This is a genomic window from Clostridiaceae bacterium HFYG-1003, from assembly GCA_024579835.1.
Lineage (GTDB): Bacteria > Bacillota > Clostridia > Clostridiales > Clostridiaceae > JG1575.
Genome location: CP102060.1, coordinates 3,331,796 through 3,344,058 on the forward strand (window position 1 = coordinate 3,331,796; position 12,263 = coordinate 3,344,058).

At 52.2% G+C, this 12,263-nt stretch carries 10 protein-coding genes; 7 read left to right on the plus strand and 3 right to left on the minus strand.

Going from position 1 to position 12,263, the window contains the following annotated elements:
* Nucleotides 1-224 precede the first annotated feature (224 nt).
* The 4 genes from NQU17_14995 (at nucleotide 225) to NQU17_15010 (ending at nucleotide 4,327) form a co-directional block, all read left to right on the plus strand.
* Complete coding sequence (locus tag NQU17_14995; protein ID UUM11898.1) at nucleotides 225-1,100, plus strand: helix-turn-helix domain-containing protein; 876 nt, start codon at nucleotides 225-227, stop codon at nucleotides 1,098-1,100.
* Between the two features lie 196 nt (nucleotides 1,101-1,296).
* Nucleotides 1,297-1,662 carry a DUF3846 domain-containing protein gene (locus NQU17_15000; GenBank protein ID UUM11899.1) on the plus strand — a complete coding sequence of 122 codons (366 nt, stop codon included), beginning with the start codon at nucleotides 1,297-1,299 and terminating at the stop codon, nucleotides 1,660-1,662.
* A 197-nt stretch (nucleotides 1,663-1,859) separates the two neighbouring features.
* Nucleotides 1,860-2,264 carry a hypothetical protein gene (locus NQU17_15005; GenBank protein UUM11900.1) on the plus strand — a complete coding sequence of 135 codons (405 nt, stop codon included), beginning with the start codon at nucleotides 1,860-1,862 and terminating at the stop codon, nucleotides 2,262-2,264.
* Between the two features lie 713 nt (nucleotides 2,265-2,977).
* Complete coding sequence (locus NQU17_15010) at nucleotides 2,978-4,327, plus strand: MBL fold metallo-hydrolase (GenBank protein UUM11901.1); 1,350 nt, start codon at nucleotides 2,978-2,980, stop codon at nucleotides 4,325-4,327.
* 215 nt (nucleotides 4,328-4,542) lie between these two features.
* On the opposite strand, the gene NQU17_15015 is transcribed toward NQU17_15010, so the two are convergent.
* Nucleotides 4,543-5,091, minus strand: a complete 549-nt coding sequence (locus tag NQU17_15015; protein ID UUM11902.1) for a DMP19 family protein — start codon at nucleotides 5,089-5,091, stop codon at nucleotides 4,543-4,545.
* A 224-nt stretch (nucleotides 5,092-5,315) separates the two neighbouring features.
* Here NQU17_15015 and NQU17_15020 point away from each other — a divergent pair, with 224 nt between their 5' ends.
* Nucleotides 5,316-7,301, plus strand: a complete 1,986-nt coding sequence (locus tag NQU17_15020; GenBank protein UUM11903.1) for an MACPF domain-containing protein — start codon at nucleotides 5,316-5,318, stop codon at nucleotides 7,299-7,301.
* A gap of 206 nt (nucleotides 7,302-7,507) precedes the next feature.
* Here the strand turns inward: NQU17_15020 and NQU17_15025 are convergent, their stop codons facing one another.
* Both NQU17_15025 and NQU17_15030 read right to left on the minus strand, forming a co-directional pair.
* Nucleotides 7,508-7,978, minus strand: a complete 471-nt coding sequence (locus tag NQU17_15025) for an ATPase P (protein ID UUM11904.1) — start codon at nucleotides 7,976-7,978, stop codon at nucleotides 7,508-7,510.
* A 65-nt stretch (nucleotides 7,979-8,043) separates the two neighbouring features.
* Nucleotides 8,044-9,069, minus strand: coding sequence for an SPFH domain-containing protein (locus tag NQU17_15030; protein UUM11905.1), 1,026 nt, complete (start codon nucleotides 9,067-9,069; stop codon nucleotides 8,044-8,046).
* A gap of 1,443 nt (nucleotides 9,070-10,512) precedes the next feature.
* Between NQU17_15030 and NQU17_15035 the strand changes: the two genes are divergently transcribed.
* Nucleotides 10,513-11,403 carry a DUF2520 domain-containing protein gene (locus NQU17_15035; protein UUM11906.1) on the plus strand — a complete coding sequence of 297 codons (891 nt, stop codon included), beginning with the start codon at nucleotides 10,513-10,515 and terminating at the stop codon, nucleotides 11,401-11,403.
* Nucleotides 11,403-12,230, plus strand: a complete 828-nt coding sequence (panB, locus tag NQU17_15040; GenBank protein ID UUM11907.1) for a 3-methyl-2-oxobutanoate hydroxymethyltransferase — start codon at nucleotides 11,403-11,405, stop codon at nucleotides 12,228-12,230. Before NQU17_15035 ends, panB begins: the two co-directional genes overlap by 1 nt.
* Nucleotides 12,231-12,263 lie beyond the last annotated feature (33 nt).

Consider the following 12,263-nt stretch of genomic DNA (forward strand, 5'->3'; position numbering starts at 1 on the left):
TCCCGCCCGCATACCGGGCTGGTCTGACTCGCTCCCTGGTTTACTTCTCAGGCTCAGTATAACACAAAATGTAATAATAATAATTCATAACGAGTTAAATCTTGTTTAGTAACACGATATGTGGTTTAATTTAGATAAAGAATCTGAGAAATAGTTATCTTACCATTGGTAGTATTATACAACGAACAGAAACAGATAAACAATCAGAACCACAGGAGTATGCGATGAATCAGATATTTTCAACCCGCCTGAAAGAAGTACGAAAAGAAAAAGGCTGGACTCAGAAAACCGTCGCTGAGTCCCTGGGCATCGGTCAGACGACCGTGGCAAACTATGAAAACGGCACCCGTCTGCCTGATCTGGACAAGCTGAAGGAAATCGGTGACCTCTTCGGGGTCAGCGTAGATTATCTGCTGGGGCGGGCAGTCACTGCCCCAGCGGCGGAGAGTGTCCCGGAGCATCCGGCTCAGCCCATCGGATTCGATGACTACATGTCCAGCCTGCTACGCTGCGATAAGTCAAGAATTCGGACGATCATTTCCAGCCTGCTCGACCAGGGGCTGAGCACCCAGGTCATCCATGAACAGTGGATCAGCCGATCCCTGAAAGAAGTCGGCCGGCTGTGGGACCGGGGAGAGCTACCGGTCTGGAAGGAGCATTTTATCTCGGAGATAACGCTGGAGAACCTGACCCTGATCAAGAGCCGACGGATTCAGGAGCGATCGGGTAGCCGCCTGATCCTTGCCATTGTGCCCGGGGCGGAGCTTCACACCATCGGAATCCGGATGATTACAGACCGGCTGGAGGAAGAAGGTTACCGGATCCTGTTTCTGGGCCACAACATTCCCACCGACAGCATTCTGGAGGCAATTCGGGAAAACAAGCCCTATGCCGTCCTGTTTTCCGTCACCATGTCTCCTCACATTGACAGCGTGAAGCTCATCATTGAGAAGGTCAAGCAAACCTTCGGCACGCGGACCCCAACCATGCTGATCGGCGGGGCGGCCTTTGACGGGTTAAAGCAGGTGGAGAATTTCACCGGAGCAGACAAGTACTGCAAAACCTTCGACGACATCCTGAGGAACCTGCGGCGCATTTAGCAGGCGATGAAAGGTGTTTTCAACCCCCTTTCATCAATCATGAGGAATAAAGCAAGCCAGTCGGCTGATCCCCAGGATCAGCCGACTGGCTTGTTTTGGGTTTCAGTTCATCGGGAAACATCCAATCTGAAAAAAATGAATAAAAACCGGCGAGTTTTGGAATGCTAACACCAAACGGAAATAAAAGGAGAAGACGATGGACATCTTGATTATTGAACCGGGGCAGACCCCTTATGAACAGAGCATCAGCGGCGGACTGGCAGCCATGCAGGCAGTGGTGGGGGGACCCATCGAGGCGGTGTATCCGTATGATGATCCGGTGGCTCTGATCTGTCATGAGGAAGGGAAGCTGATTGGACTGCCGCTGAACCGGTCGCTGGAGGATTATGACATCATTGCCGGAACTTTCTTTGTGTGTGGTTTGGGGGAGGATGATTTTACTTCGCTGCCTCCGGAGCTGATGGCAAAGTACCGGGCAAAATTTTCCTATCCGGAGCTGTTCATGCGATCGGGCCAGCGGATCTTGAGCATCGCCATGACGGGGGTACCGGCGCAATGCTGACTCCGAGCAGGGAACGACCAGGAACGACGGATGACCGATAAATCTGTGATTGGCCTCCGATGGTAGGGATCGGGCCAAACAAAGATCCAGTGAGAGAAAGAGTTTTATATCTCGAAAATGAATGGTTAATTCTCAGAAAAATGCTATACTTTTGTTAAATGGCCGAAATTTTCGCGAAACTAGGATGGAGGATTGAAATGAAGTTTAATTTTAATCGCTGGAGTCTTGGGGGAAAGCTAATTTTTATAGCTTTATGCCTGGCAATTTTTTCTTTGTTCTTGAAATGGGTTGATTTAGGAATTTTCAGTGCTTCCGGTTTCCAACAAGAAGGGTATCTGTTCTTAGTCCTTTTTGCTTATCCGGTCTATGTAGTATTGGCAGACAAGCCCATGAATAAAATTATTGGACTGATTTCAAGTTCTCTGGCCGTCATCATCGGTCTCTACTTTGCCTTTTCAAAGAATGTGGAGCTTTTTGGGTCTACCGTGAATGCTGCGGGAAGCGGCCTGTACCTGTTTATCATCTCGGCAGTCATCCTGGTGGCAGGTGTTTTCAAATATGAGAACGCTGCCATGGAAACGTCAAAGGAACCCCTGAATTAATCAGCTGAATCATTCGCTGCGAGGTTTCGCAGCGGCTTGCCTGATCAGAGTCAGGGGGTTACGAACATAAACAGGCTGGGACGGAGGGTGATTTAGGTCATTTTTTATCATCTGTCAACGCTTGAGAAACTGCTGTCCGATTCTCAACCAGGAAAGTGGGGGGATCGGGCAGCAGTTTTTGCGGACAGGGTTCAACCAGCCTGGATTGGGTCACACATCAACAGCTGCGGGACATCAGATTCTTTTGGAACTTTGATTTCTTTAAGCTCCGCTTAAGGGAGCGTGTCTCAGGATGATGGATCTGGATTTCCTGTGTTCCTCTGTCCTATGAAAAAAAGAGCCGAAACAAACTGCAGTCCTTCCAGTTGGAACTGGACAGCGATTCACTCGATCCTGAGATCTGAGATCTGAGCGCCTGTGCGGCTGACGAGAATAACACCAAAGTGAATGAACTGTCAAAGACAACCAGGGGTAAGGAACTTACATCAAGATCCTCAACCACGTCCTGAAACGGGATTCAACTGGAAGGATTCTTGTTGTATGATCAAGATACAATCCGGTGGTTTCTGCCAGTGGAGATTACCTAATAATTTGGGATGTCAGATGGCTTGGGTTAAAGCGGTTTCTTACCGGACCGTCGGTTCAGTAACCATTCAGCAAAAAATCAACGCAGCGTATGAATGCAGAGAGAGCTGCAGGATAAGGAGAATCGTATGATACTACAGCGAATTGTAAGTGAGGGCCTGGCCCATTATTCCTACCTGGTGGGCGATGGCGGAAATCTGGCGGTGATTGATCCGCGGCGTGATGTCGGGGTGTACCTGGAGCTGGCCAGACAGGCCGGGGGGAAGATTACGGCGATCCTGGAGACCCACCGGCATGAGGATATGATTCTGGGCAGCCAGGAGCTGCGTCAGCTGACCGGGGCTGACATCTACATCTCCGGTCATGAGGATGTGGGGCATGTCTACGGCAATCGGATCCGGGACGGTTTTTCCTTGCAGCTGGGTGGAATTGCCTTAAAGGCGATCCATACCCCGGGCCATACCCTGGGGCATCTGTCCTATGCGCTGTATGAAGATGGCCGGGAGACGCCGTACCTGGTGTTTACCGGAGACAGTCTGTTCATCGGAGATCTGGCCAGAACCGATTTGTATGGCCCAGAGCAGCTCGAATCCATGACGAATCTGATGTATGAGACGGTCTTTGAACGGCTGCTGCCCCTGGGAGACGAGGTGCTGATTATGCCGGCGCATGGCGCAGGCTCAGCTTGCGGTCAGAGTATGGAAGAGAGGCCGTATTCCACTCTGGGCTACGAACGGCGCTATAACGCACAGCTGCAGGATGAGTCACGCAGTGCTTTTATTCAGCGGTTTGGCCGGATGCGGCTTCGCCCGGCTTACTTTGACCGGATGCGCCGGTACAATGTCACGGGAGCACAGCCCTTGGGACTGGGGATGGCGATTCTGCCGGTGACGCTCAAGGAAGCCGCGGACCAGGAGCTGGTCCTGGTGGACTGCCGTCCCAAGGAAGCTTTCAACGGCGGGCATATCCCTGGCTCGATCTATCTGAACATGGACAACTGGTCCGTCCATCTGGGCACGATTCTGGATCCGGACACGCCACTGGCCCTCATCATTGATCCTACTCAGCTGAGTCGACTGGAGGACATCTTCCGACAGAGCCGGCGGATCGGCTTTGAACAGATCCGGGGCTTCATTCCTCAGGCCATTGTCGAGTGGCAGACCTCCGCATGCCGGCTGGAGCGGCTGGATACGATCTCTTCCGAAGAGTTCATGAATTCACCGGCAAAGGATTCTGTCCTTCTCGATCTGCGCAAGGAGCATGAGTATGACGCGGGAGATCCCCCCAACCGACTGCTGATTCCCTTGGAAGAACTGAGGGATCGGCTGGCGGAAATTCCCAAGGGCAAACTGGTCTACCTGCTGTGTGCCTCCGGCAACCGGGCAATCACGGCCGCCTCCATGCTCCAGCGGGCCGGCTTTGCGACCAGTGTCATCACCGGCGGGATCAAGGGGCTGCGCCAGGTCGGAAAACAGTAACAGGCATCAGACATTTCATGACTACGATTCAAAGCAAAGCAGACCAGTCACCGAATCCTTGTGGATTCCAGCGGTGACTGGTCTGCTTTCCTTTTTCGAAAGGATCATTTGTTATTTCACTGAATGGTTCTTTGATTAATTCATTGAAGGCTCATTGACTAGTTCTTTGGATGGTTCGTTGGATGGTTCGTTGGATGGTTCTTTGAATAAGACAATCAGAATTCTGACCGATGCTTGCGGGCATAATCGGCAAGGTAGGATGCTAACGGCCGAACCTGCTCCAGATCATAGAAGGGTCGGTCAAAGTCATCGAAGGGATAACGGGCAGCCTGCCCCTCGTATTCTTTCAAATTGCGGATGGCAAACGAATCCAGGTCACTCAGGTCGATCTGGTGTCGGCGGGTAAAATCGGTGTAGAGCTGGGCATAGGGCGACGCTTCAATTTGCAGTAAAGCGTCGGGAATCCAAGGCGCCAGGGCGCGGCTGGAGTTTACAAAGAACTGACAGAGTCCGCCGCCTCGGATTTCCCGGTCAAAGGCATTCAGGAGATACAGGGTTCTGGCTGGCCCATCCAACCCTTCGACCACCTGTCTTTCATTAAGGGCTCGGATCGCCGGAGCGATGCGCTGAGAAAGTGCGGCCAGGAGCTGCGTATCCGTCATCGTTTCAAAAAGAACCGCTGTGTCATGCTTTTGGGGACTGGTTCTGTTCCGCTCTTCACGATTCCCCGTCCTCCATCCCAGCAGTTTTTCCCTGATTCCCATACCGGTACCTCCCAATGTCCTGTTTCGACTACAACCAGTATATCATTTCAACCGGTGCGTTTATCATGAGGAGGATCCTTGTTTCTGTTTCAGGGAGTTCAGGGAGTCTGACAGGGGATCCCTCCAGTCTGAGAATTGGTCGAGGTACTGTCTTGAACATACTTTTCCCTGGGAGTAAGATCAAAATAAGGGAATGCATTTCCTACGGAAAGGAGTTTCTTATTATGAAATCTGCAGTCTATTCCCAGCGAATCACCGGAATTGTGCTTTGTTGGATGCTGCTGACTGGCTGCTCGCCCGCAACAACCGGCCAGACTCCGACAACCGGAATTTCCTTCTTGACGACGCAGGCGCAGGCTTCCGGCGGCAAGGATCCGCAGGCCTCACTTCAGACGACCACTGAAATTCCATCGGCGATCCAGACCCAGACGGTACCGGACACTCAGCCCCTGACAACGCCGGATTCTCAGCCTGCCACTACTCCTGCGACTACAACGCCAGTTACAAAGCCTTCAGACTACGCCAGCAATGTGGAAATCAAACTGCCGGGAAGCTTCTCAGCACCTGCCAGCACCGAACACAAGCAGATTGCCAATTCGATCCTGTTCAGCAAGCTGGGCATCAAGCCGGGCAGCTTCTGGGGGAACCTGGGTTCCATCCGACCCGGTCAGACGAATGCCACATCACATTCTTTGTTTGCGCTGACTCTGGCGGACAAAGATCTGCCGGCTTTGAGCACGCTGGGCCGAGGCTACGATATCTTTTCCTACTATGCCATGCGAGGCTGTGTCAAGGAAACGGAAATCCTTGATTTTGAACGTCTGCTGGCCGATGGCAAACTGTTTCGCGATGATGTCAAACACAGCGACTATCGCATGGTATCTAGTGAAAATGCCCGCAGCTATTCCAGGGAAGTTGCCAAATCCATCGGCATAGAGGGCAATTACCTGTTCTTCTCAGGAAGCACCAAAGCCAGCTTTACATCCACTCATCTGGAGCAGACCAGCAGCTATTTCGGGACGATCTTCTATGATATTTCCCGTTACAAGATCTACATCGATCCGATGACGGATTTGAAAAATTATGTCAATCCGGCGTTTCTGGCGTATATGGAACAGACAGATCCTTTGACGGTATTCCGCGAAAAGGGAACCCACGTCCTGCGCTCGATCCGGGTCGGAGGACGGCTTAATTACAACATTGCGATTGAGAAGCGGTTCGTCAGCGACAAGGAAGACTTTGAGATCAAAGCCAAAGCAAAATTTAACGCCGGATTCGCTTCCCTGGGCATGGATTATGAAGGGTCAACCTCCACCGTATCGGAAGAATTCAGCGAGCACATCGATGAATCCATCATGACCTTCGGCGGCAACGGGGTGGATGGACTGAGTATGAAGTATGACCCGGCCGTGCTGAAGAACTGGCGGGACAGCGTGGCCAGTGAGCCGGATCTGTGTGATTTTGAAGACGGCGGGCTGGTCCCCATCTGGGAATTCGCTCCGACTTCCGCCCTCCGAGAAAAATATCAGAAAGCCTATGTGGAGTATGCCAATCAGCATCTTACCGTTGTTCCCTCTGAAATGACAGTGAGCGCCCTTCGACTGGTGTTCCTGCAGCAGAATCAGACCCCATCGGACAAAATTCCGGATCCGGCCGGGAACTGGCATCTGATCGGCAACATCGCCGGGCGCACAGTTCATCCCTTTGACGGTCTGGCTTATCTCTATGCCCGGTATCATCGGGAAGATGATCCGTCCAATCCGCCTGTAGTGGAGATACTGTTTGAGAATGAAACCCAGGGGGAGGACGCCAGAGCCTGGTTTGAATCGCACTATGCCAATGATCCCGAAGCCAGACTCTATGGCTGGAACGGAACAGACAACATAGAAGGATCGGAACTGGGCCGGACCATTAACACGCCCGGAGCCGAGAAGGGCGGCGCTCACAGGATCCGACTTTACTACGTGACATCGCCCAAGGGTCCGGGAATTCGAGATCTGGTGATTCGCCACATCGGCCCCAACGCTCAGACGTACTACAGCAAGACCGTTTCCTCACCGGAAACGTTGGAGGAAATCTTTGACCAGACCTCAATGGCTCAGAATCAGCCGGTGGCCCAGGATATCGCCGAGGGTGCCAAATCTACCGTTCTGCTGGACCAGTTTCCGTATATTATCTACCGAAATGTCTATCTTGAATGGATCCGGTGATAACCCGTTCCGGGAAGAAGCTGCAGTCAGTTTCGGAACGGTGGACGCCGCTCTCAGGGAACAACCAATGAGGGGCAACGGGACAGCACGTTCAATTGAAAAACCGGTCTGGTGCCTCAAACGATGAGGCGCCAGACCGGTTTTAGTTGCTTCAGTTGATGAGAGTGCTGAATGGAAATGTGCTGCCGTGGAGTTGATATATCAAGTCAGCCCCTCAGGCCCGCGATCAGGCGCTGGGGATCAAGCAGAAGGAGCAGGGCGTCCTGGCTGGAGCGAACCAGCATATGAGCATGTGGGATCAGGCTGGCGCAGGTCCCTTCCTCTTCCAGGACAGCGATGGCCAGGGCAGCTGCCTGGAACATGCGAGTGTCATTGCGGCCGTTTCCGACACAGACGCAGGAATCAGCTCCCAGCCGGTTCACGACGGCTTCCTTGGCGATGCTGGCCGCGTCGCCGGCGAAGGTCTCCAGCACGACTGGAAGTCCGGCCAGTTCCCGCCGGGCCGTTCCCCGGGTGTCCGACGTCAGGACATGGATGGCGAGCTGACTGGACAGTTGGGATAAGAGTGGCCGGATCGGCTCCAGCAGGCGGCCGTCCACCGCGATGGTCCCGTTGTAGTCGAGGACCAGGTGGTGTAAGGCCAGTTCCTTCCAGCCGGGGATTTGGATCTGCAGCATAAGAGACTCCTTTCGTGGTTCGAAGCAGTCTCCGGCTGAACCGGGATGCTTCGGGGAATTCAGGCTTAGTTCAGGCTTCCGCTGTTGACGATGGGCTGGGCATCCCGGTTGCCGCACAGGATGACCAGGAGGTTTGATACCATGGCCGCCTTGCGGTCGGGATCGAGCTCCACGATGTTGTTTTCACTGAGTTTGGTCAGAGCCATTTCCACCATGCTGACGGCTCCGTCCACAATCATGGTCCGTGCATCAATGATGGCGCTGGCCTGCTGCCGCTGCAGCATTACGGAGGCGATTTCCGTCGCATAAGCCAGATAGGTAATGCGGGCCTCCAGGATTTCGATCCCCGCCAGGTCCGCCTTAACCTGGATTTCCTGTCGGATGCGCTCGGCGACGATGCTGGTGGAACCCCGCAGGCTGCCGTCATCAAACATTCCGTCACCGGTGGTGTCAACATTGGGAGCAATATCATAAGGATAGATTTTGACGATGTCCCGAACCGCGGCATCGCACTGCAGAGACAGATATTCTTTGTAATTGTCCACATTGAATACCGCCCGGGCTGTATCGACGACCCGCCAGATCACCGCCACACCGACTTCCACCGGATTTCCCAGGGCATCGTTCACTTTCTGCCGAGTATTGTTGAGGGTCATCACTTTCAGGGAAATCCGCTTGTCCGGCTTTTCGGCCGAATGGATGGTGCCGGTGCCAAGTTCGAGTACGTTCTTCCGCTTCTTGTCGACTTCCACATCGCCGCTTTGACCCAATCGGGTGCCGGCCGCCGGATTGACGGTGGAAGAGAACGGATGGACAAAAAAGAAGCCATCGCCCTTGAGTGTGCCGGTATAATTGCCGAACAGAGTGAGAACCAGCGCTTCCTGCGGGCGCAGGACTTTCAGGCCGAAGAAGGGAACAAAGCCGATCAGCAGCCAGATCCCGCTGATGATCATAAGAATCGGTCCCAGGATAGAATCCTGATAGGTCTGCCTTAGTCCAATGAAGAACAGGGCAATTGCCAGAAAGTACAATGAAATGAAGAGAATGAGATAACCCATTCCGGACCGGGGCTGCTGGATTTTTTCGTTCATGATGCGTTCCTCCCTTGATCTGTTTACCCTTAGGGTATCACGATTTGGTCAAAAAAACTGCTGGATTCAGCACCAAACAACGGCAGAACGTCTGTTTGCCGACGGTTTTTTTCTGTCTGTCCAAAAGGATTGCCTGATTCATGGACCGTTTGCCAACCAGCAAGGACATCGCATCGGCTGCCTGGTGAAAACAAGGGATGTTAATGGGAATAGCTGTCATGAAATCGCACGCCGAATTGGTTTACCCAGAGAAGTTGATTCTTTTCAGGAGGAGTTGAAGGCAGAGAGGGACTGTGGTAAACGAACGTCTGCCTTTTCATTACAGTAAAATAGGGGATTACCACTCACACAAAACAAGCATCAAGTCGCTTGACTGGATTTTTAGTCAAGCGACTTGATGCTTGTTCTATGTTTCATTCGACTATAATCTGACTTTCATCCTCATATTTCTTGCGATTCTATAAATATTATATGCTGATCATCAATGGTGCAAAGTGAATTCCAGATTGAAGGGGAAAATGATATGTTTTTGTTTCCCATAAAAACGTCCTGACGCATTTGGAACCAGGTAGTGAAAAATCCATACGGAATCAGGGTACAGCTGAAGTTACGGCAGGTTTAATCTTTTTTGAACTGACGATAAATTCGAATTCCGTGTCCGATTATTGAATAAATACCAACAAAGCTCAACGCAAGATAAAATACCAGGAATGGCCCTTCAAGCACATAAGTCATTGCGATTCTAATCCCAAGAATAATTGTCACCATCGAAGAAAGGAAATAAAGTAGAAAAGTACTGTAAAGTTTATTTTTTTCATTTCAGAACAAATCCTTTGAAATAATATTCCGCGATCCTACCTTAAATTTTACCTACTGCCGGTCGTTGTACGCGTAAATAGTGAGGTGCCTATAGCAGCACGGGACAGGTGTAGTGATTCAGTGAGAAGGTATCCGACTCTTGTTATTTTGCTAAGAAGTCGCCAATTTTGATTCTGCATGATTTTTCTACCATTCTTTGCGATTAGTTTATCAATCATATTATCTAATGGCAATCATAAATTAAGTTTATATGCAGTTAAATTACTTTTGATATGGGATAAAAGTCGTAAATTAATTGAACGAGTCATTTAGAGCGGTTTCCAGGGATTTTTGATTGACCCAAAATTCAGGAAGTTAAGGTTAATATGCTGCCATAAGATATTCAGTCAAGCTTTAAGGCAAGATATTTGATACCCTGACCAAATTTGCATCTTTAGCTTATCCTGGGATTTGTGTTAAAGTTAGGATTGGAAAAACCCATGAGTTCAGGTTCCGGATGAAACGTCAGGAGTTCCACGGGAATGAGCCGGAGCCACTGAAGGGGAAACGATGCAGATGCTGTCAGGCTGGGGATCTGGCTCAGCAGTCCGGATTAAAGCCGGGATCAGTCCGAGGGAGGGAAGGATGATGAAAGCAGGATTTATCGGTCCGGGGAAAGTAGGCGTCAGTCTGGCTCGCTACTTGATCCACCAGGGAATTCAGGTGACCGGATTCTTCGGCGGAAGCCTCGGCCATGCCCGGGATGCGGCCGGTTTGACCGGTACGGTCTGCTTTGAAAGCCTGCAGGACATCCTTTTCGCCAGTGATCTGCTGTTTGTTACCGTGCCGGATGACCAGGTTGCGATGGTGGATGCAGAGCTCGCCCGTCAGGAGCTGCGCGGCAAGATTATCTGCCATACCAGCGGTTCACTGACGTCTGACGCGCTGGAAGGTTCCCGGAGGTCCGGAGCGACGGTCTGTTCACTGCATCCGATCTATGCCTTCTCCTCCAGACAGACTCCGCCGCAGGATCTGAGTTCTATCTATTTTTCAGCAGAAGGCGATGGCCTGACTGAAGATGATTCACTGGCGGCGGACCGAATGCCCCACTCTGTGCCGGGTCTGCTCCGGACTCTGGGCAATCCGTACTTCATCCGGAAGAAGGAAGACGCCGCGGCCTATCATCTGGCCAATGTGTTTGTGTCAAACCTGACCCTGGCCTTACTGGAAACGGGGATTTCCTATTTGACAGCGATGGATCTTTCCGAACCGGACGCCATCGCGGCGATGCTGCCGCTCATCCAAGGAAACATTCGAAGCATCGGTGAAAAGGGCTTTGCGGATTCTCTGACCGGTCCGGTGGCGCGGGGCGATGCACAGACGGTCAGGCGACACCTGGCGGTGGTTCGGCCCGAGGATGAAGGGCTGTACCGGAATCTGTCCCTGCGCCTGCTGGAGCTGGCCAGGAAAAATGAGCGGGTGGAACAGGCCCGGGCATATGAGGAAATGGAACGTTGTCTGAAAGGAGAGCACTGATGAAAAATACAACCTGGACCTTTCGCCAGGCGAAAGCCGAAGGAAAGAAGCTGACCATGCTGACCGCCTATGACTATACCATGGCGAAGCTGATGGATCAGAGCGGGATCAACGGAATCCTGATCGGAGATTCCCTGGGCATGGTGGTTAAGGGGGAGCCGGACACCCTGTCAGTCACCATGGAAGAAATGATTTATCATACCCGGGCGGTAAAACGGGGGGCCGGCAATGCGCTGGTCGTGAGCGATATGCCCTTCATGTCCTATCAGGTTTCGGTGGAACAGGCCGTGGAAAATGCCGGACGCCTGGTCAAGGAAGGCGGTGCCAACGCGGTCAAGCTGGAGGGGGGCAGAAATATCCTTCCCCAGATCCGGGCGATCGTCGCGGCACAGATTCCGGTGATGGGTCATCTGGGGCTTACCCCGCAGTCGGTGAATGCCTTCGGCGGCTTCAAGGTCCAGGGAAAGAGCGAGGAAGCCATCCGGCAGCTGCTGGACGATGCAGCCGCGCTGGAAGAAGCCGGGGTCTTTTCGATTGTTCTGGAAGGAATCCCAGAGAAGGTGGCGGAGCTGATCACCCGAAAGGTGGCAATTCCGACCATCGGAATCGGAGCGGGAAAAGCCTGCGACGGCCAGATTCTGGTGTATCAGGACATGCTCGGTCTGTTCCAGGATTTCGTTCCGAAATTTGTCAGGCAGTACGCCAATATCGGGAGTATAATAGTTGAGGCGATTGGTACCTACATCCACGAAGTGGAGACGGGCCAGTTTCCGGCAGCGGAGCATACATATAGAATCAGCGAGCAGCTGCTGGAAAAATTATATTAATTAACCGCAAGGCTCATGATCCGACAGGCATGA

Excerpts from the sequence above, each read along its gene's own strand:
- panB (UUM11907.1), top strand. The coding sequence starts at position 11,403 with ATGAAAAATACAACCTGGACCTTTCGCCAGGCGAAAGCCGAAGGAAAG.
- NQU17_15015 (UUM11902.1), bottom strand. The coding sequence starts at position 5,091 with ATGGGAATCAGGGAAAAACTGCTGGGATGGAGGACGGGGAATCGTGAA.
- NQU17_14995 (UUM11898.1), top strand. The coding sequence starts at position 225 with ATGAATCAGATATTTTCAACCCGCCTGAAAGAAGTACGAAAAGAAAAA.
- NQU17_15020 (UUM11903.1), top strand. The coding sequence starts at position 5,316 with ATGAAATCTGCAGTCTATTCCCAGCGAATCACCGGAATTGTGCTTTGT.
- NQU17_15025 (UUM11904.1), bottom strand. The coding sequence starts at position 7,978 with ATGCTGCAGATCCAAATCCCCGGCTGGAAGGAACTGGCCTTACACCAC.
- NQU17_15030 (UUM11905.1), bottom strand. The coding sequence starts at position 9,069 with ATGAACGAAAAAATCCAGCAGCCCCGGTCCGGAATGGGTTATCTCATT.
- NQU17_15010 (UUM11901.1), top strand. The coding sequence starts at position 2,978 with ATGATACTACAGCGAATTGTAAGTGAGGGCCTGGCCCATTATTCCTAC.
- NQU17_15035 (UUM11906.1), top strand. The coding sequence starts at position 10,513 with ATGATGAAAGCAGGATTTATCGGTCCGGGGAAAGTAGGCGTCAGTCTG.
- NQU17_15000 (UUM11899.1), top strand. The coding sequence starts at position 1,297 with ATGGACATCTTGATTATTGAACCGGGGCAGACCCCTTATGAACAGAGC.
- NQU17_15005 (UUM11900.1), top strand. The coding sequence starts at position 1,860 with ATGAAGTTTAATTTTAATCGCTGGAGTCTTGGGGGAAAGCTAATTTTT.